Annotated in this window: 19 protein-coding genes and 1 pseudogene; 8 read left to right on the top strand and 12 right to left on the bottom strand. The window is 64.4% G+C overall.

What is annotated here, in order from left to right; translation table 11 throughout:
• Nucleotides 1–186 precede the first annotated feature (186 nt).
• Nucleotides 187–939 (top strand): SDR family oxidoreductase, encoded by a 753-nt coding sequence (locus AU465_RS21215; RefSeq protein ID WP_192252557.1) that lies wholly within the window; start codon nucleotides 187–189, stop codon nucleotides 937–939.
• 12 nt (nucleotides 940–951) lie between these two features.
• Here AU465_RS21215 and AU465_RS21220 read toward each other — a convergent pair whose 3' ends face one another.
• Nucleotides 952–2,136, bottom strand: a complete 1,185-nt coding sequence (locus tag AU465_RS21220) for a pyridoxal phosphate-dependent aminotransferase (protein ID WP_192252445.1) — start codon at nucleotides 2,134–2,136, stop codon at nucleotides 952–954.
• Nucleotides 2,137–2,237: 101 nt separating this feature from the next.
• On the opposite strand from AU465_RS21220, the gene AU465_RS21225 reads away from it, so the two are divergent.
• From AU465_RS21225 to denD, 4 genes are read left to right on the top strand one after another with little or no spacing between them, the layout of a single operon-like run.
• On the top strand, nucleotides 2,238–2,924 hold the full coding sequence (locus AU465_RS21225; protein WP_192252559.1) for a GNAT family N-acetyltransferase: 687 nt from the start codon (nucleotides 2,238–2,240) through the stop codon (nucleotides 2,922–2,924).
• Nucleotides 2,925–2,980: 56 nt separating this feature from the next.
• Entirely contained in the window at nucleotides 2,981–3,961 is a 981-nt protein-coding gene (locus AU465_RS21230) for a cation diffusion facilitator family transporter (protein WP_192252448.1), read from the top strand.
• Between the two features lie 44 nt (nucleotides 3,962–4,005).
• The gene (locus AU465_RS21235; RefSeq protein WP_192252451.1) at nucleotides 4,006–4,212 is read left to right on the top strand and encodes a hypothetical protein; all 207 of its coding nucleotides are present in this window, start codon (nucleotides 4,006–4,008) and stop codon (nucleotides 4,210–4,212) included.
• Nucleotides 4,213–4,214: 2 nt separating this feature from the next.
• Nucleotides 4,215–5,192 (top strand): D-erythronate dehydrogenase, encoded by a 978-nt coding sequence (denD, locus tag AU465_RS21240; RefSeq protein ID WP_192252454.1) that lies wholly within the window; start codon nucleotides 4,215–4,217, stop codon nucleotides 5,190–5,192.
• 14 nt (nucleotides 5,193–5,206) lie between these two features.
• On the opposite strand, the gene AU465_RS21245 is transcribed toward denD, so the two are convergent.
• The 4 genes from AU465_RS21245 to AU465_RS21260 form a co-directional block, all read right to left on the bottom strand.
• Nucleotides 5,207–6,385, bottom strand: coding sequence for a nickel/cobalt transporter (locus AU465_RS21245; RefSeq protein ID WP_192252457.1), 1,179 nt, complete (start codon nucleotides 6,383–6,385; stop codon nucleotides 5,207–5,209).
• Nucleotides 6,386–6,391: 6 nt separating this feature from the next.
• The gene (locus AU465_RS21250) at nucleotides 6,392–7,060 is read right to left on the bottom strand and encodes a DUF1007 family protein (RefSeq protein ID WP_192252460.1); all 669 of its coding nucleotides are present in this window, start codon (nucleotides 7,058–7,060) and stop codon (nucleotides 6,392–6,394) included.
• 135 nt (nucleotides 7,061–7,195) lie between these two features.
• Nucleotides 7,196–8,095, bottom strand: coding sequence for a LysR family transcriptional regulator (locus tag AU465_RS21255; RefSeq protein WP_192252463.1), 900 nt, complete (start codon nucleotides 8,093–8,095; stop codon nucleotides 7,196–7,198).
• Nucleotides 8,096–8,097: 2 nt separating this feature from the next.
• A complete protein-coding gene (locus AU465_RS21260) occupies nucleotides 8,098–9,297 on the bottom strand; it encodes an amidase (RefSeq protein WP_192252466.1) in 1,200 nt (399 codons plus the stop codon).
• Nucleotides 9,298–9,838: 541 nt separating this feature from the next.
• Between AU465_RS21260 and odc2 the strand changes: the two genes are divergently transcribed.
• Together odc2 and AU465_RS21270 are read left to right on the top strand one after the other, a co-directional pair.
• Nucleotides 9,839–10,972 carry an ornithine/lysine decarboxylase gene (gene odc2 / locus AU465_RS21265; RefSeq protein WP_192252469.1) on the top strand — a complete coding sequence of 378 codons (1,134 nt, stop codon included), beginning with the start codon at nucleotides 9,839–9,841 and terminating at the stop codon, nucleotides 10,970–10,972.
• Between the two features lie 299 nt (nucleotides 10,973–11,271).
• Nucleotides 11,272–11,808 (top strand): GNAT family N-acetyltransferase, encoded by a 537-nt coding sequence (locus AU465_RS21270; RefSeq protein WP_192252472.1) that lies wholly within the window; start codon nucleotides 11,272–11,274, stop codon nucleotides 11,806–11,808.
• Between the two features lie 80 nt (nucleotides 11,809–11,888).
• Here the strand turns inward: AU465_RS21270 and AU465_RS21275 are convergent, their stop codons facing one another.
• The 4 genes from AU465_RS21275 to AU465_RS21290 form a co-directional block, all read right to left on the bottom strand.
• Nucleotides 11,889–12,173, bottom strand: a complete 285-nt coding sequence (locus tag AU465_RS21275; protein ID WP_126098072.1) for an SCP2 sterol-binding domain-containing protein — start codon at nucleotides 12,171–12,173, stop codon at nucleotides 11,889–11,891.
• A gap of 228 nt (nucleotides 12,174–12,401) precedes the next feature.
• Nucleotides 12,402–12,923: a hypothetical protein gene (locus AU465_RS21280; RefSeq protein ID WP_192252475.1), complete on the bottom strand. Its 522-nt coding sequence runs from the start codon at nucleotides 12,921–12,923 to the stop codon at nucleotides 12,402–12,404.
• Between the two features lie 31 nt (nucleotides 12,924–12,954).
• Nucleotides 12,955–13,377 (bottom strand): hypothetical protein, encoded by a 423-nt coding sequence (locus AU465_RS21285; RefSeq protein WP_192252477.1) that lies wholly within the window; start codon nucleotides 13,375–13,377, stop codon nucleotides 12,955–12,957.
• A gap of 8 nt (nucleotides 13,378–13,385) precedes the next feature.
• Nucleotides 13,386–13,955, bottom strand: coding sequence for a rod-binding protein (locus AU465_RS21290; RefSeq protein ID WP_246506301.1), 570 nt, complete (start codon nucleotides 13,953–13,955; stop codon nucleotides 13,386–13,388).
• A 310-nt stretch (nucleotides 13,956–14,265) separates the two neighbouring features.
• On the opposite strand from AU465_RS21290, the pseudogene AU465_RS21295 reads away from it, so the two are divergent.
• Nucleotides 14,266–14,483 (top strand): annotated as a pseudogene (locus tag AU465_RS21295) (transglutaminase-like cysteine peptidase); the annotation flags it as partial.
• Between the two features lie 33 nt (nucleotides 14,484–14,516).
• Here the strand turns inward: AU465_RS21295 and AU465_RS21300 are convergent.
• The 3 genes from AU465_RS21300 to flhA are packed head-to-tail and all read right to left on the bottom strand — an operon-like array spanning nucleotide 14,517 to nucleotide 17,741.
• A complete protein-coding gene (locus tag AU465_RS21300) occupies nucleotides 14,517–14,900 on the bottom strand; it encodes a hypothetical protein (protein WP_192252480.1) in 384 nt (127 codons plus the stop codon).
• A gap of 4 nt (nucleotides 14,901–14,904) precedes the next feature.
• Nucleotides 14,905–15,657 (bottom strand): flagellar biosynthetic protein FliR, encoded by a 753-nt coding sequence (fliR, locus tag AU465_RS21305; protein WP_192252483.1) that lies wholly within the window; start codon nucleotides 15,655–15,657, stop codon nucleotides 14,905–14,907.
• The gene (gene flhA / locus AU465_RS21310; protein ID WP_192252486.1) at nucleotides 15,654–17,741 is read right to left on the bottom strand and encodes a flagellar biosynthesis protein FlhA; all 2,088 of its coding nucleotides are present in this window, start codon (nucleotides 17,739–17,741) and stop codon (nucleotides 15,654–15,656) included. Before flhA ends, fliR begins: the two co-directional genes overlap by 4 nt.
• Nucleotides 17,742–17,780: the final 39 nt, after the last annotated feature.

The following is a 17,780-nucleotide window of genomic DNA, read 5'->3' on the forward strand; positions in this document are numbered from 1 at the left end:
GACCGGCTTATCCTCCTCCCAAGCGCGGTTCAGATGAGGGCGGTCGCCAATGACCGCCCTTTTTGTCGGCCAGCCCTTTTGTCGGTTCGCTCTTTTTGTCGGCAAGAGCCGCTTGCCACGACCCCGATCATTTGCGATGCCACGTCTTCTTCCAGCAGTGACCGGGGAGGGACGACGATGACCGCCATGACAGAGAAAACCGCCATCGTTACCGGCGCCGGCACCGGCATCGGCAAGAGCGTCGCCACCGCGCTCCTCAAGGCCGGTTGGAACACCGTCTTCTGCGGCCGGCGCAAGAAGGTGCTGGAAGAGGCGATCGCCGACGCTGGAAAGACGAGCGCCAAGGCGCTCGCGGTTGCCTGCGATATCAGCAAGGCCGGCGAGGTCGACGATATGTTCGAGACGGTGGTGGAGGCGTTCGGGCGCGTCGACCTGCTCTTCAACAATGCCGGCATGGGCTACAAGTCGACGCTGATCGACGAGATCCCGGTCGAGGTCTGGAACGATGTCGTCGGCGTCAACCTCACCGGCTCGTTCCTGTGCGCCCGCGCTGCCTTCGGAGCGATGCGCCGGCAAAAGCCGACGGGCGGCCGCATCATCAACAACGGCTCGGTGTCGGCCTATGCGCCGCGCCCGGGCTCGGTGCCCTATACGGCGACCAAGCATGCCATCACCGGCCTGACCAAGACGCTGGCGCTCGACGGCCGGCCCTTCGACATCGCCTGCGGCCAGATCGACATCGGCAACGCGCTGACCGAGATGGCGCAGCCGATGACGGTCGGCGTGCCGCAGGCCAACGGCTCGATCGCCGCCGAAGCGGTGATGGATGTCCAGCGCGTCGCCGACGCGGTGCTCCACATGGCCAGCCTGCCGCTCGACGCCAACGTGCTGTTCATGACCGTGATGGCGACGAAGATGCCGTTCGTCGGCCGCGGGTAAGGGGCTGAAGCTCTACTTCTTCAAGAATGCCTCGATCCGCTCCAGCGCGCGCAGGATGTTCTCCTCGGAATTGGCGTAGGAAAGCCTGACATAGCCTTCGCCGAGCACGCCGAAATCGGGACCGCCGATCAACGCGACGCCCGCATCCTCGAGCAGCGCCGAGGCAAGCTTCTTCGCCTTCCAGCCGGTCTTCGACACGTTGGGGAAGGCATAGAAGGCGCCCTTCGGCGTGATGCACGAAATGCCGGGGAGCGCATTCAGCCCCTCGACCACGATCTTCCGGCGGTTGTCGAAGGCACGCATCATCTTTTCGACGTCGTCCTGCGGGCCGTCTATCGCCGCGATGCCGGCGTATTGGCTCGGCGCGTTGACGCAGGACCAGCAATTGACAGCCAGCTTGCGCACCTTGTCGTAGAGGTGAGCGCCCTTTTCGCCGTTCGGCCAGATCGACCAGCCCATGCGCCAGCCGGTCATCGCCCAGGTCTTCGACCAGCCGTTGAGCACGATCAGCCTGTCGCGGATTTCCGGGAAATTGAGCAGCGAGCAATGCGTCTCGCCGTCATACGTCATGACATCGTAGATCTCGTCGGAGAGGATCGCGATCCCAGGGTGCTTCTCCAGTCCCTTGACCAGCTTCTCGATCTCGGCGCGCGGGGTGACGCCGCCGGTCGGGTTGGCCGGCGAGTTGAGGATCAGGAGCCTGGTCTTCGGCGTGATCAGCGCCAGCGTCTCTTCCGCCGAGAAGGCAAAGCCGTTCTCCTCGCGGATCGGCACCGGAATTGGGGCCGCTCCCGTGAACTCGATCATCGAGCGATAGATGGGAAAGCCGGGGTCCGGATAAAGGATTTCCGCGCCCGGTTCGCCGAACATCAGGATCGCGGCGAACATGGTCGGCTTGCCGCCTGGCAGGATCATCACGTTTTCGGGCGATACCTCGACGCCGGTGGTGGTCAGCGTGCGGCGCACCACCGCCTCGCGGGTGGCAAGCAGCCCGTTGGCGGGCGTATAGCCATGATGGCCGTCGCGCAGCGCCTTGATCGCCGCCTCGACGATGTGCTGGGGCGTCTTGAAGTCGGGCTGGCCGATGCCGAGATTGATGATGTCGCGGCCCTGATGGGCAAGCGCGGTTGCCCGCGCGAGCACCGCAAACGCATTTTCCTCGCCGAGACGGTCGAAGGCCGCGATCGTGTGGAGCATTTTTCCCGTCCCTGTGGTTCTTTCTGTTGGCGAGCGTTTTTGTGAGCGTCCGTCGGCAAATGTCAAACGGATTGGAGTTCCCCGTGTCAGAAAATATTGGGGTGTCGGAAAATCTCAAAGAGTGGCGGCCACGCCCGCGTCCGGAACGCAAAGTGCTCGAAGGCCGCACCGTCAGGCTCGAACCGTTGAGCGCGGCAAAACATGGCGATGGGCTCTACGAGGCGTCGTCGGTTTCGGATGCCGGCGGCCGCTTCGCCTGGCTGCCCGACTATCCGCCAGAAACCCGCGCCGCTTTCCAGCCATGGCTGGACAAGGTCGAGGCGAGCGAGGATCCGCTGTTCTTCGCCGTCATCGACAAGGCGAGTGGCAAGGTCGCCGGTCGCCAGACGCTGATGCGCATCGATGCCGCCAACGGCGTCATCGAGATCGGCAACATCTATTGGGGGCCGCTGATCTCGCGCAAGCCGCAGGCGACCGAGGCGCAGTTCCTGTTCACGAAATATGCCTTCGACGAGCTCGGCTATCGCCGCTACGAATGGAAGTGCAACAACCGAAACGAGCCGTCGAAGCGGGCGGCGGAACGTTTCGGCTTCAAGTTCGAAGGCATTTTCCGCCAGCATCTTGTGGTAAAAGGCGAAAACCGCGATACGGCGTGGTATTCGATTATCGACAAGGAGTGGCCGGCGTTGCGCAAAGCCTATGAGGCCTGGCTCGATCCGACGAATTTCGATGGCGAAGGCCGCCAGAAGCGGCGGCTCGAGGATTTCCGCGCCGAGTTGGGCGCCTAGACCATGATCCCGAAAAGCGGAAACAAGATCATGGTCAGTGAATAGGAGTTTCCAGGATGGCGCGCGATCACGCTGCGCATGGGCATAGCCAAGGCGCCGGCCACGTGCATGGCTCGACCGACAAGAAACGGGTGCTGATCGCGGCCTGCCTGACCGGCGGCTTCATGGTCGCAGAGGCGCTCGGCGGCCTGCTCACCGGCTCGCTGGCGCTGCTCGCGGATGCCGGCCACATGCTCGCCGATTCGATCGCGCTTGGCCTCGCCTGGTATGCCTTCCATCTCGCAGGACGTCCGGCCACCGGCCGTCTCACCTATGGTTTCGCGCGCGTGAAAACGCTGGTCGCCTACACCAACGGCATCGCCATTTTCGTCATTGCACTCTGGATCGTCTACGAGGCCTGGGGACGGCTGATGCACCCGACGCCGGTGCTGGGCGGGCCAATGCTTGCGGTGGCGGTGGCAGGCCTGCTGGTCAACATCACCTCCTTCTTCGTGCTGCATGGCGGCGACCGCGAGAGCCTCAACATGCGCGGCGCCATCCTGCATGTGCTGGGCGATCTGCTGGGCTCCGCCGCGGCCATCGTCGCTGCCGTCATCATCCTGGCGACTGGGTGGACGCCGATCGATCCAATCCTCTCCGTGCTGGTGTCGCTGCTCATCCTCTCGACGGCGTGGTCGCTGATGCGCGAGGCCGCGCATGTGCTGCTCGAAGGCGTGCCGGCAAGCCTCGACCGCGACCTGATCGCTAAGGATCTGGAAGCCACGGTCAAAGGCGTGCGCGAGGTGCATCACATGCATGTCTGGTCGCTCGACGGCACCAGCAACATGGCGACGCTGCATGTCTGCCTGAATGACGGCGTCGATCCGCATATGGTGGTGAGCGCCATCAAGAAGCGGCTTGCCGCAGAGCACGGCATCGACCACGCAACGGTCGAGCCTGAGTTCGGCCTGTGCGCCGACAGCCGTGATGAGCACGACCATCACCATGATCACGATCATGCGCATGACGCGCCCCGCGATCGCCGTCTCTATCACTGAGCTGGGCGATGACTTTTGAACTGCCTCGGACCGAAGGGTGAGTGATGGATCGCGAGACGCGTAACGCGGCGATCGCCGCCGCCTGGATACTGCTCCTGTTTGGCCTCGCCGCCTATTTCCTGCCCACCGTCATGCTGGCCGTCGGCAAGATCTCGACGGTCCTGGCAGCTATCATCGCCGCAATTTTCATGGTGGGACTGTTCGTCGTCCTATGGCTGCGCGGGCGCAGCCAGCGCAAGAAGGGTCTGTAGAGATGAGAATTCTGATTACGGGCGCCGCCGGCATGGTGGGCCGCAAGCTGATCGCGCGGCTGGCCAAGGATGGCGCCCTGCGCGGGCGGAAGATGATAACTGCGCTCGACTTGCACGACATCGTGCCGCCGCAGGCGCCGGTGCTTGCAGGCGTCGATGTCTCGATCCACACCGGCGACCTTTCCGCGCCCGGCGCAGCGGCTACGCTCGTCGCTTCCCGTCCGAACGTGATCTTCCACCTTGCCGGCATCGTTTCCGGCGAGGCGGAAGCCAATTTCGATCTCGGCTACCGCGTCAATCTCGACGGCACGCGCGCGCTGTTCGACGCCGTGCGGCTGGCGGGCTTTGCGCCGCGCCTCGTCTTCACCTCGTCGATCGCCGTGTTCGGGGCGCCATTTCCCGAGGTTATCCCGGACGAGTTCCACCCGACGCCGCTTACCTCCTATGGCACGCAAAAGCTTATCAGCGAGGCGCTGCTCGCCGACTACTCGCGACGCGGCTTCTTCGACGGCGTCGGCATCCGGCTGCCGACCATCTGCGTGCGCCCGGGCAAGCCGAACAAGGCGGCGTCGAGCTTCTTCTCCGGCATCATCCGCGAGCCGCTCAGCGGCCAGGAGGCGATACTGCCCGTGCCGCGCTCCGTGCTGCACACACATGCCAGCCCGCGTTCGGCGGTGAATTTCCTGATCCACGCCGCCGGGATCGACGGCGACGCGGTCGGGCCGCGCCGCAACCTCACCATGCCGGGCGTTGCCGTCACCGTCGGCGAGCAGATCGAGGCGCTGGAGCGTATAGCTGGCACCGAGGTCGTGAAACGGATCCGCGAGCAGCCCGACGAGACGATCTGGGCGATCGTCAAGGGCTGGCCGACGCGCTTCGAGGCAAGACGCGCGAGGGAACTGGGTTTTGTCGCCGAGAAGAATTTCGACGAGATCATCCGCGCCCATGTCGAGGACGAACTGGGCGGCAAGATTTCCTGAAAGTTCGGTCGGCTTCAGACGCCGCCCGTCAGGCTGGCCGACAAAAGCAGAAGCCCGACCAGGAAGATGAAGGCCGCGCCGCCGATCTCGACGATCGAGTGGATGCGGTTGCCGATGCGTCCATCGCCGGCGAAATAGACGGCCCAGTTCTTGGCCGTCACCGCGATCGTCGCGAGCGCCGAGACGGTGATCGCGGTGCCGATCGACATCGCCAGCACTGACAGCAGGCCGCCGAGCCAAAGCCCGTTAAGCAGCGCGAAGCTCAAGACGATCAGCGCGCCGGAGCAGGGACGGATGCCGACGGCGGCAACCGCCGACCAGGCGGTCTTCCAGTCGAAGCGGTCGCCTGAAAGCAGCGCCGGATCCGGCGCGTGCGAATGGCCGCAGGTCTCGCAGACTTCGCCTGGGGCATGGTGATGATGCCCAGCGTGATCATGGTCGTGCGCCGCGTGGTCGTGATGGTGCGCGCTGTGATCGTGTGACTCGTGGCTGTACGCATGCGCCGCATGATCATGGTCGTGATGCGCGCGCAATGCGTGGGAATGCGCGTGAGCGTGTGAGTGTCCCGCATGCGAGTGCCCGCCATGCGAATGGCCGGCATGCGCGGCCGAAAGACTGTAGGCCGGACCGGCGCCGAATAGGCGCAGCACGGCCGGGCCCGCCTTGCGCCAAAGCAGCCAGCCGCCAAACAGGGTCACCAGCACAAAGCTCGAGATTTCGAGGAACCATGCCGCCTCGGTCATCGACACCGCGGTGCCGCGCAGCACGAAATAGGCGAGCATCATGACGACGACGGCGGTGAGGCCCTGCAGCAGCGCCGAGACGAAGGACAGCATGATGCCGCGCTTCAGCGCAACCTCGTTGGCGACCATGTAGGAGGAGATCACCGCCTTGCCGTGGCCGGGGCCAGCGGCGTGGAAGATGCCGTAGGCGAAGGAGAGGCCGACCAGCAGCCAGAGCTTGCTGCCGTCCTGACGCATCGCCTTCATCGCGGCTGCCAGGGAATGGTAGAATTCCTGCTGTCGGGCGTTGATCCACATCAGGATGTGAGCGAACGGACCGGAGGCAGTTGGGGCCATGCCGTCATTGGTGCCGATGCCGAGCGAGCTCTGGGCATGGGCGACGCCGGGGAGATGCGTGATCACCAGGGTGGCGGCCGCAAGGCCGAGCGCCAAGCGCAGCGACGGTTTCATCACTGGTTATCCTTCTGGCGGACAGTTCAGTTCGAGCTTGGTGGCGAAGATCTTGCTCATGTCGGTGCCCGTCGGATCGTTGAAGAACGCTTCCGTCAGGGTCTTCTGGTTTTCCTTGATCGCTTCGTCCGGATCGGGACGGATCACCTGCTTTGTGCAGTTCGAGGGCAGGCCCTCGACGGTGAGGTTGGCGTCGTCGGTGAAGTCGATCGCGGTGTAGAAGGTCGGATCGTAGACGCCGATGTCGATCTTGCCGGCGAGCTTGATCGGAGCCTTCGGTTCGGATTCGAACAGGATGATCAACTGGTCGTTGTCGAAATTGGCCATCAGATGCGGCGGCGGGACCATGAGCACGTCCTTGCCGTCCTGCGTGACCAGCTGGAAGTAGTTGAACTCGGCCAGCGAGGAATGGACGGTGTCGGCCACTTCCTTGAGTTCGTTGTCGTCAAGCTTCAGATCGGAGTTCTTGTCGAACTCCATCATCACCGTACTCGAAAAAAGGTCGTCGAAACGCCACAGATGGCGCAGCGCTTTCACACTTTGGTGATCCGGGGAGAGAATCACGTCGAGGCGGGCTTCGGCAAAAACATGCGGATGCACCTCGGCCGGCTCGATCCCCGCAAATGTCGCCGCAAGGGCCGAAGCCAGCATGGTTGCTTGCCGTTTCAAGTGCATTCTGGGCCGCGATTCCATCGACTTCGGGAGTGGACCCCGAGAGTTATCAGAAAGGGGGCGAAATTGGGACGCTCGCTACAGGTCTGTTCTGATGTCGTTGTCCCGGAACCGCCGGACACTTCCGGGCGACATAGATCACGCAGCGTCGCGCGTCCTGAACCAGTGCACCAGGAAATCGACGAAGACGCGGACCTTGGCGGGCAAATAGCGACGGTGCGGGTAGACGGCGAAGATGCCGCTGCCCGAGAGAATTCGATCGTCTAGCACGCTTACCAGTTGGCCGCTCGCGAGGTCGGGCGCGGCGATGAAATCGGGCAGGATGGTGAAACCCAGGCCCGAGACGGCGGCGGCTCTGGCCGCCATCGGACTGTTCACCTCGATCGGACCCGACACGGTGACGCTGACCGAATCCTCGCCGTCGCCCTTGAAGCGCCAGTTGGCTAAAGAGCGGCCATTGGTGTCGACGATGCAGGGCATGTTGGAAAGGTCCTGCGGGCGCGTCGGCAGGCCATGCTTTGCAAGCAGCTCCGGCGACGCGCAAAGCCGCACTGAAAACGGCCCAAGGCGCCTGGCGATCAGCGACGAGTTCTCCAGCCGCGAAATGCGCACGGCGACATCGAAGCCTTCCTCGACCAGGTCGACGAAGCGGTCGTCGAGATGGATGTCGAGCACGATGTCGGGATGCTGCTTGGCAAAGTCGATCAGCGACTGGCCGATCGGCGCGTCGGCGAAGGTGCGCGCCGCCGAGAGCTTGATCCGGCCGCGCACGTCGCCGGAAGATTCGCGTACGGCATCGGCTAGGCTGTCGACCTCGCGCACGATTTCAGAGGCGCGCTGATAATAAGTGTGGCCGGCTTCGGTCAGCGAGAACTGCCGCGTCGTGCGGTTCAACAACAGCGCGCCGAGCTCGTCCTCCAGCTCGCGCACATATTTCGACAGCAGCGCCTTCGAGCGGCCGATCTTGCGCGCGGCGGCCGAAAAGCCTTCGGCCTCGACCACGTCGATGAAGGCGCGCATGCGGGTCAATGTATCCATGGTCAGACCTTTCGTGCCGCGTCGAGAATCCTGCGGCCGAGCCGTATCAGGGCGACGTCGCTGCCGGAAGGGCCCAGCAGCGAAAGGCCGAATGGGGCGCCGTCGACGGAGCCGAGTGGCAAGGTGATCTGCGGGAAGCCCGATAGGCCGGCCAGGCACAAAAGATGCAGCGCCCTTTCGCGATAGGCCTGGAACTGTTCCGGCGTGCTGGTCTTCAGCGGCGCCGCGCCAGGAACGGTCGGCAGAACGAGAAAGCCGTTGTTGCCGAGCAGCGCGCCCAGCTCGGAACGGAAGGCCTGCCGGCGTTCCCGCTCGGCGGCAACCGTGCCGGCATCGATCGTGCGGCCGAAGCCGAAACGCTCGTCGACACCCGGGCCGAGGCCATGGTTGCCTGCCGAGATCCAGCCGCCATGCACCTGCCAGGCCTCAAAGGCCTGCAGTCGGCGGAAGCACCAATAGAGATCGTCCGGGAAAGAGGCAGAGGCGTATTCGGCTTCGGTCGGCGCGCCGATCACGGTGGCGGCAAGCTTCTTCATCCGGTCCAGCTCAGCGGCCTCGGCCGGGCCTGCTACGAAAGCGTCCAGCCAGCGGATCGACAGCGGGCGGTTGAGCGGGTGCAGATGCGGATCGCGGCCGAGAAGCAGCTTGCCGACCGTCTCATAGGTCTCGATGTTGTCGGCGAACCAGCCGAAGGTGTCGAAGCTCGGCGCGAGCTTCATGGCGCCGTCGAGCGAGATGCGGCCATGCGTGGTGCGCAGCCCGATCAGACCGCAGAAGCTCGCCGGCGCGCGGATCGAGCCGCCGGTGTCGGAACCGACGGCGATGTCGGCAAGCCCGCCGGCGACTGCCGCCGCCGAACCGGAGGAAGAGCCGCCGGTCACGCGGTCCGGGGCGGCCGCATTCACCGGAAACGCGAAATGCGAATTCTGGCCGAACAGCGAGAAGGCAAGCTCGTCGGTCTGCGTCTTGCCGACGAATCGCGCGCCGGCGTCGAGGATCATCTGCACGGCCTTGGCCGTCTGAGAGACGGCGTGGGCTTGCTCGAACTTGCGCGGGTTGCCGCAGCCGGTGCGGTAGCCGGCGACGTCGTAAATGTCCTTGACGGCCAGGCGCAGGCCGGCAAGCGGGCCTAATTGCGCATTGGCCACGGGCATTCGGCGCAGATCGAGGAAGGCGTTGAGCGGGCCGTGGGTGCCTGGCATCGTTCGATTTCCGGATACGGTCCACAAACATTGTTCGATGCCGAATTTTTTACAACCGGCGCTTACGATTTTTATTGATTGTGAAACCCTTCGCTCTTATATCGCGCTTGCCCAAAGTCGCACGTGCCTGTGGGTGTCCGCCGATCCTCGAATGGTGAGGGCAACCGGTAAGGTAACTGGAGCCAACCCCTCCAGTCGGTCTCGTGGCCAACCGCCAGACCGAGGACACCTTGAAGCAACGACGGTGCGGGCCTTTCTGGTGTCTGCCGGTCGTCCAAAGACCGGGGTTACTGAAGAGGCACACCTTCATTGCCGGCAGTGCGGACGGGGTCCTCCCATCCAAGCCAAGGCAGACAAAGCGAACCGAGGCCGGGCAAGGCCAGGTTCACCGCCGCGAGACGGCGATTCATGGTTCCGGGGTCTCCACCGGCTGGTTCCATGGATTTTTCGTCCCGCCTTTGTCCACCGCGAGTTCGCGGGGCTGAACGCCCGCGTCCCGCAGCCTTTGTGCGCGCCGCAAGGCGCAGATGGAGAGACCTCGATGGCCACCCAGCGCATCCTTGACTTTCTCGCCACGCGACGTCCGAACGGCCCTTGCCTCGTCGTCGACCTCGATGTCGTGCGCGATAATTTCCGCGCCTTCGAGAAGGCGTTGCCCGATTCCAAGATCTACTATGCGGTGAAAGCAAATCCGGCGCCGGAGATCCTGCGCCTGCTTGCTGCGATGGGCTCGTCCTTCGACACCGCATCCGTTGCCGAGGTTGAGATGGCGATGGACGCCGGCGCGCCGGCCGACCGCATCTCCTTCGGCAACACCATCAAGAAGGAGCGCGACATCCAGCGCGCCTACCAGCTCGGCATCCGCCTCTATGCGGTGGACTGCGTCGAGGAGGTCGAGAAGATCGCCCGCGCTGCCCCCGGCTCGCGCGTGTTCTGCCGCGTGCTCACCGACGGCGAGGGCGCCGAATGGCCGCTGTCGCGCAAGTTCGGCTGCGTGCCGGCGATGGCCGTCGACGTGCTGCGCCATGCCAAGGGTCTCGGGCTCGATGCCTATGGCGTGTCTTTCCATGTCGGCTCGCAGCAGACGGACCTCACGGCCTGGGACCGCGCGCTGGGCGATGCCAAGAAGGTGTTCGCGACGCTCGCCGAGGAAGGCATCGTCTTGAAGATGGTCAACATGGGCGGCGGCTTCCCGACCCGTTACCTGAAGGACGTGCCGGCGGCGCAGGCCTATGGCCAGGCGATCTTCTCGGCGCTGCGCAGGCATTTCGGCAACGCGCTGCCCGAGACGATCATCGAGCCGGGCCGCGGCATGGTCGGCAATGCCGGCGTCATCAAGTCGGAAGTCGTGCTGATTTCGAAGAAGGCCGACAACGACAATGTGCGCTGGGTGTTCCTCGACATCGGCAAGTTCGGCGGCCTCGCCGAGACCATGGACGAGGCGATCCGCTATCCGATCGTCACTCGTCATGACGGCTCGGAGACCGCGCCTTGCGTGCTCGCCGGCCCGACCTGCGATTCGGCCGACGTGCTGTACGAGAAGACGCCTTATCCGCTGCCCTTGTCGCTGACCATCGGCGACGAGGTGCTGATCGAAGGCACCGGCGCCTACACGACCACCTATTCGGCGGTCGCCTTCAACGGCTTCGAGCCTCTCCGATCCTACGTGATCTGACCGGTTCGCAAGGACCGCTCAGATCATCCCAGGTGGGCGCCTGTCGCCCGCCCGGGCTCGCTTGTGGAACAGATCTCCGCTCGTGAAGGATCGCGGAAATGGACATTGCAGACTTCATCGTTGAGGGCGCCGCGCGCCGGGTAATCTCCCCCCTTGAGGGGGAGATGGCCGCGCAGCGGCCAGAGGGGGTGGTCTCGCATAGATCGCCTGCGTCGTCACTCGTGGCGGAAGGGGCCGGCGCTTCACGCGCGGCGACCCCCTCTGTCGCCTTCGGCGACATCTCCCCCTCGAGGGGGGAGATGGCCCGCGCGTTTGCGATCGTCGCCGAAAGCATGGGTGACATGCAGGCGCGCGAAGCGTTGCTCGACCGGGCGATGGGGCCGAAGCGCAGGAAGAAGTCGTCCGAAAAGCTGCGGCGCGGCCGCCGGCCGTCGGAAGGCCTGGCCTTCGTTGCGCGCGATCCGTCGGGCGCGGTCGTCGGCTCCGTTCGGCTGTGGGACGTGACGCTGGGCGAGGGCGGTCCGGCCGCGCTCCTGCTCGGGCCGCTGGCGGTCGAGCCGGCAATGAAGAGCGGCGGCATCGGCTCGGCGCTGATGCGGCATGCAATTGCCGAGGCCGCGCGGCTTGGCCATGGCGCGATCCTGCTCGTCGGCGATGCGCCCTATTACGGGCGGTTCGGCTTTTCGGCCGACCGCACGGGCTCGCTCGCCATGCCCGGCCCCTATGAACGGCATCGGCTGCTGGCGCTGGAGCTGACGGAGGGTGTGCTCGACGGCGCCAAGGGCACGATCAAGGCCGCCGGCCGCAAGGTGAAGGCGCTGGATTTTATCGCCTGAACCCGGCGAAGAAGCGCCGATGCGGCGTCACGCGCTCAAAACGCGGCGCCGCATCGCTCGTTGACTGTCTTTGATGTCGATCAGCCGAGCAACTGGCTTAGCGCCATGGCGACCGTCATGTCGCCCTCGACCTTCAGCTTGCCGGCCATGAAAGCCATGGTCGGGTTGAGGTCGCCGGCGATCAGCGAGTCGAGATCGTCGAGCGAGAGCTTGATCGTGCAATCGGTCGGCGCATCGGCGGTCGAGACCGTCGCGCCGTCGATGACGATGACGCCGTCGCTGCCGGTGTCGAACTTGACCGAGTGCTCGAAGCCGGCGCTTGCCACGCGCGACTTGATCTTGTCGGCAATCTCCTGAACGCCCATGGCGGTTCTCCTCGTTTGGTTGCGTTTGACCCGCACCGGCCTTGGCCGCTGGGCGAGGCGCCGCGTCGCGCTGGAGCGCCGCGACAGCCACCGGCGCATATAGCTTCGGGTTGACGTTTACGTCAACGTGGTAGCCATGCGGCATGGTGGTAACCATGCGGCATGGCGCATCAGCTGGCGGATGGGTGGGGGCGCGGCATCCGACCCGGCGGAGACACCGCGTCGCGATCAATGCTGCTTGAAGGCCTTGGTCATTTCCTGGGCCGTCTCGCCGGCATTCTTGCGGCGGCGGATCGCATTGTCGCGGATTTCGTCCTTGGACAGGAAGTTGACCTGGTCGATCAGCACGTCATGCACCAGTTCGACGCCGACGCGGGCGTTGACAGTTTCGCGGATGGCCTTGCGGAAAGCATCGAGATCGATCGTCTCCTTCTTGGTGAAATCGATCTGCGGATTGGAATAGAGGTAGGAATAGACCTGGTCGGTGATGATCGCCGGCGCCGGGATCGACAGCTTCTTTATCTGATCCGGTTCCACTGTGTAGACGAGCTTGGTCAGGAAGTAGCCGTCGATCTTGGCTTCGCGGATGAGCGGCACCGAAATGATGTCGGTCTTGACGTAGTCGAGACCGCCCAGCATCGGCTTCGGCGGCTCGCCGACGCCGCGTTCGCCCGCCGCCTGGAAGGAATAGAACACCGCGCCGAGCGTTACGGCGCAGATCCAAAGCGCTGCGGCGATGAACTTGATCACCGGATCGTTCCTTGCGCCGTGGTCATCCCATTCAAGCCCGTGCGTATCCGAACTCGCCGGCCGAATAGGTGCCGTCGGCATCGGCACGCTGGATGGCGTTCTTCAGCAGCGTGGCGACCTCGTTGACGGCGTTGAGATGAGCAAGGATAGCGGCTTCGTTCTTCGCCAGCTTCTGGCGCAGCCGCGCCAACCCCTCGCGATGCTGCTCGAGGAACTCGATCTCGTTGGCACCCTTCAGCGCGCGGGTCAGTTCGTAGAGATAGCGGCTTTTGCGGGCATTCGAGGCCTTGAGGTCGTAGCCGGTTCCGCTGCGGATACCAGCCGTTTCCTCGTCCACCGCTTCCTCGATGCGGCCGATGATGGCGGCGAGGTTGCCGGGCCGAGCAGGCGCGGTCGGCATTTCCGTGGCGATGGTCCGTGCGGGCAGATTGGTAAGGTCCGTTTGGTCGGCCATGTAAGTCCCTAGATCTTGATGTCCGTTTTTATGGTTGTGTCGTCGCCGGTCATCGACCGGGCAGCCTTGCGCTCAAGCTCCTCGATCATCGAGGTCGAAAGCCGGGTCTGCTGGTCGATATCGGCTTTCTCCGGTCCGCCCCCAACAGGCCCGACCGACACCTTGCGCTTGCCGTCCAGATAGTGGTCGGCAAGCATTGATTTCGCGATGCCGATGCCGCCGTGCGCGGCCATGACATCGGCCACCTTTTCAGCCAGCTGTGACTTCCACATGTCGCCGGCCAGCCCCTTGCCATAAACGCCTTCGGTGTCCTTGGGCATCATGTTCTGGATGAAGGTCGTCAGCACCATCGCCTCGAAGCGCTGGAATTTTTTCGCCGGATTTGCCGCTTCGGCTTTGTCCGCCGTGGCGCGCGAAAGTACCGAGCCGGCGTCGACGGAGGCGGTCTGGTCAATCGAAAAAGGCCCCGCGGTACCGCCGGCGCGCCTCCCGAGTGCTGCCCGCGCGGCCTCGACATCGCCCGGCTCCGCTGCGCGGGCGACGTCCATCACGATGTCGCTGGGAGGTGAAATCGCCAAGAAAGCACTGCCTTTTTGCCAGGTTTTGTCAGTTGCACAATGACGCAACAAGCTTGTGGCAGGCTTGCGGGGAGGCGGAATGCAGATTGCGGTGCGATCCCAGGCGGCGGGCGAGCCCGCCGCCTGGGAGTGGCATGTCGACCGTGGCGGCCGACGTTGCCGTCAATGGTCCCAGATCCCCTGGCCATAACCCGCCGCGGGGATATCGAAGGCAGGATTCCCGCCTGCGGCCGACTCCATGCCGATGCTGTTCATGCTGCCCAGATCGAGCGAGTGGGCGTTATCGGACGCCATCGAATGGCGGCCGGTGCTGCTGTTGACCGTGGCAAGCTATCATGGCGATGGGCACTCGGTACTGACAGTGCGCACCAATGAGGGCGACCTGGTGCTCGACAACCTCACCAACTCGGTCCGCGATTGGTCCAGCACCCCCTACAGCTATTTCGCCCGGCAGGCGCAGGGGAACGGCAGGCACTGGAGCGGATCGGGGCCGCCAAGCCGGTCGGCACGACCGCGACTGGCACCTGAAGCCTAAAGGTACAAGTCGCGGCAGACGCGCCGCTACTCATGTCCCCGCTTTTGGGCGATGAGGTCCAACCGCTCACGGTCGGAGCGTTCGCGCTCGTCGCGCCGGCGGACGTCCTTATAGGCGCGCTCGACCATGTTGGTGCGCGCGGTCGCGGCGGCAATCAGCGCCGCTTCCTGCTGGGCGCTTTCAAGGTTCTGTTTCTGGCGACCGAGCGCGTTGGCGATGCGGCGATGGTAGAGTTCCGGGAACAGGCCGGCCAGCGAGCTGTCGATATCAAAGTGCTCGATCAGTTCCTTCGCTTCCGATTCCGCCGCCGTGGCCGCAGAGAGGAAGCCGGCATGACGGGTTTCGTGAAGCGACTTCAATTGCTCCTGCACCTTGACCAGCTTCTTCAGGCGATCCTTGCGCGAGGTCATCAAGCTACCTCGCCAGCGTGAGGTCGACAAAGCCGTCGACGAACAGCGACAGCAAGGTGCCGATGGCGAAGTAGAAGATGATCAGGCCGCCCGCGATGACGAAGGGCAGCGAAATGAAATAGACCGGGATCTGCGGCGTCAGCTTGTTGACGAAGCCGATCGTCAGATTAACCAGGATTGCATAGGCGACGAAGGGGCTGCCCAGGCGTATCACCAGGAAGAAGGCGTCCGATACCGTGTCGGTGACGTCGACGAGCGCCGCTTGCGGGTTGAAGAACACGTTGACCGGGGCGACCGTGTAGGAAGCGACCAGCGCGCGCACGATCTCATGATCGAAGTCGAAGACGAAAAGCAGGAGCAGCGCCGAGAACGAGATGATGGCGGCAAGCGCCGCCTGCGGCTCGGGCTCCTCGATTGCCGGCCCGCCCGAGCCGCCATAGCCGATCATCATGGCGATGGCCGAGCCCATGAAGCGCAGCGCTTCCATGTAGAGCCTGGTCATCGCGCCGATCAGCCCGCCGACCAGAAGCTCGGAGACGATCATCGGCGCCAGCACCTGCGGGCGCGGGTCGGCGAAAGGATAGATACGATCCCACAGAAAGGCGAGCAGGCCGCCGGTGGCGGCGACCGACACGAACAGCCTGACCTGGATCGGCACGCGAGCGCTCGACAGGCCGGGCATCAGCATGAAGCAGGCACCGATGCGGCAGAAGGCAAGGAAGGCGGCGATGACGACGCCTTGCGAAAGCGCGTTCACGAGATCGTTCCGAGCACCTTGATCTCGACGCCCTTGGCGATCTCGACGTGGCTGAACACAGGGAGCGTGGTGAAGAGCCTCTCGATGATCATGCGCACATAGGGGCGGGCGTCCGGCGCGGTGACGAGCACGAAGCGCTCGCCGGCCTCGAGATGCTTGCGGATCGCCTTGGTGGCGTCCTGGCCGAACTCCTCGAGCTGGCGCGGGTCGATGTCGAACTCGCGCACCTCGCCTTTGGCGTCGCGCTTGAGGCTCTGATGGAAGGCGAGGTCCCAGCGGTTGCCGAGGCGCAGCACCTTGAGCATGCCGCCCTCGGAGAGGTCGCCGCAGATCTGCTGCGCCATGCGGATGCGGACATGCTCGACGATCTGCTCGGTGCGGCGCACATGCGGCGCGATCTCGGCGATGGCCTCGATGATCAGGTGCAGGTTGCGGATCGAAACGCGCTCGGCAAGCAGGAGCTTCAGCACCGCCTGCAGGCCCGGATAAGAGATGTGCGAGGTGCAGATCTCGTCGGCGAGCTTGCGGTATTCGGGGTCCAGCCGCTCGAGCAGCGCCTTCATGTCCTTGTAGGACAGAAGTTGCGGCAGATTGTTGCGGATGACCTCGGAGAGGTGGGTGAGCAGCACCGACATGTTGTCGGCGAAGGTGTAGTTCTCGCGCTTCAGGTCTTCGGCGAAAGTCTCGAGCACCGAATAGGCGCGCATGCCGAAGGCCGGCTCGCGAATCTCCTCGCCGGGGATATCGGGCACGCCGCGCGTGCCGAGCAGCACCATGACCTCACCGACGCGCATCTGATATTCGGCGACGACGGTGCCGTGGACCTTGATCTGATAGCTCTTCGGCGGGATGGCGAAGTCGTCGGCCACGCGCACCTCCGGCACCACGAAGCCGTATTGCTGGGCGAATTTCTTGCGCATCTTCGACATGCGGAACACCAGTTCCTGGTGCGCCACCAGCAGCCGGGTCGAGAGCTGCTTGCCGATCAGAAGCTCGATCTCGGCGGTGGCTAAAGATGCCTTGACCGAGTTCTTTTCCTCTTCGGCCTTGTTCGCCTTCTCCTGGTTCTTCAAGGCCTCCGCGGCGGCCAGCTCGCGGTTGTGGCGCAGCGGGATGATGTAGCCGAGGCCGGCCATGGCGCCGGCGAGAGCAAAGAACGGAAACAGCGGCAGGCCGGGCATCAGACCGAGGATGACCAGCAGCGAGGCGGCGACATAGAGCGCGCGCGGATGGGCGCCGAGCTGGCCGAACACCGCCTGGTTGGCGGAGCCGCGGGTGCCGCCCTTGGAGACGAGCATGCCGGCGGCGAGCGAGACGATGAGCGCCGGGATCTGGGTGACGAGGCCGTCGCCGACCGAGAGCTTGATGAAGACGTCGGCCGCCTGGCCGAGGCCCATGCCGTGGCGCAGATAGCCGATGGCGATGCCGCCGACGATGTTGATGGCGGTGATAATCAGGCCGGCAATGGCATCGCCGCGCACGAATTTCGAGGCGCCGTCCATGGAGCCGAAGAAGGAGGATTCTTCCTCCAGCTCACGGCGGCGGAGCTGCGCCGTCTTCTCGTCGATCATGCCGGCGGACAGGTCGGCGTCGATCGACATCTGCTTGCCGGGGATGGCGTCGAGCGTGAAGCGCGCGCCGACTTCGGCGATGCGGGTTGCGCCCTTGGTGATGACGATGAAGTTCACCACGATCAGGATCATGAACACGATCAGGCCGATGACGAAGTCGCTCGACATCACCAGCTTCGAGAAGCCCGAGATGACGTAGCCGGCGGCATGCGTGCCCTCATTGCCGTGCGAGAGGATCATGCGCGTGGTGGCGATGTTGAGCGACAGCCGCAGCATGGTGGCGATGAGCAGCACGGTCGGGAAGGAGGAGAAATCCAGGGGCCGCTGGATCCACAGCGCGACCATCAGGATCAGCACCGAGAGCGCGATCGAGAAGGCAAGGCCGATATCGATGAGAAAGGCTGGGATCGGCAGAAACAGCACCGCCAGGATGACGACGATGCCGAGCGCGAAGAAGACGTCGCGGCCATTCTTGGCCACCACGCCGGACGGGATTGTTTCGCTGATCGCCATGTCGTCCTCGAATCCAGACTTGCCCAGCGCAAAGGCAGG

The sequence above is a fragment of the Mesorhizobium silamurunense genome, from assembly GCF_014843905.1.
GTDB lineage: Bacteria > Pseudomonadota > Alphaproteobacteria > Rhizobiales > Rhizobiaceae > Mesorhizobium > Mesorhizobium silamurunense.

What these genes read in the sequence shown, in the direction of transcription:
- AU465_RS21260 (WP_192252466.1), bottom strand. Translation starts at nt 9,297, where the DNA reads ATGCCAGGCACCCACGGCCCGCTCAACGCCTTCCTCGATCTGCGCCGA.
- AU465_RS21285 (WP_192252477.1), bottom strand. Translation starts at nt 13,377, where the DNA reads ATGGCCGACCAAACGGACCTTACCAATCTGCCCGCACGGACCATCGCC.
- AU465_RS21235 (WP_192252451.1), top strand. Translation starts at nt 4,006, where the DNA reads ATGGATCGCGAGACGCGTAACGCGGCGATCGCCGCCGCCTGGATACTG.
- AU465_RS21220 (WP_192252445.1), bottom strand. Translation starts at nt 2,136, where the DNA reads ATGCTCCACACGATCGCGGCCTTCGACCGTCTCGGCGAGGAAAATGCG.
- denD (WP_192252454.1), top strand. Translation starts at nt 4,215, where the DNA reads ATGAGAATTCTGATTACGGGCGCCGCCGGCATGGTGGGCCGCAAGCTG.
- AU465_RS21275 (WP_126098072.1), bottom strand. Translation starts at nt 12,173, where the DNA reads ATGGGCGTTCAGGAGATTGCCGACAAGATCAAGTCGCGCGTGGCAAGC.
- AU465_RS21245 (WP_192252457.1), bottom strand. Translation starts at nt 6,385, where the DNA reads ATGAAACCGTCGCTGCGCTTGGCGCTCGGCCTTGCGGCCGCCACCCTG.
- odc2 (WP_192252469.1), top strand. Translation starts at nt 9,839, where the DNA reads ATGGCCACCCAGCGCATCCTTGACTTTCTCGCCACGCGACGTCCGAAC.
- flhA (WP_192252486.1), bottom strand. Translation starts at nt 17,741, where the DNA reads ATGGCGATCAGCGAAACAATCCCGTCCGGCGTGGTGGCCAAGAATGGC.
- AU465_RS21300 (WP_192252480.1), bottom strand. Translation starts at nt 14,900, where the DNA reads ATGACCTCGCGCAAGGATCGCCTGAAGAAGCTGGTCAAGGTGCAGGAG.
- AU465_RS21215 (WP_192252557.1), top strand. Translation starts at nt 187, where the DNA reads ATGACAGAGAAAACCGCCATCGTTACCGGCGCCGGCACCGGCATCGGC.
- AU465_RS21270 (WP_192252472.1), top strand. Translation starts at nt 11,272, where the DNA reads ATGGCCCGCGCGTTTGCGATCGTCGCCGAAAGCATGGGTGACATGCAG.
- AU465_RS21230 (WP_192252448.1), top strand. Translation starts at nt 2,981, where the DNA reads ATGGCGCGCGATCACGCTGCGCATGGGCATAGCCAAGGCGCCGGCCAC.
- AU465_RS21250 (WP_192252460.1), bottom strand. Translation starts at nt 7,060, where the DNA reads ATGCACTTGAAACGGCAAGCAACCATGCTGGCTTCGGCCCTTGCGGCG.
- AU465_RS21255 (WP_192252463.1), bottom strand. Translation starts at nt 8,095, where the DNA reads ATGGATACATTGACCCGCATGCGCGCCTTCATCGACGTGGTCGAGGCC.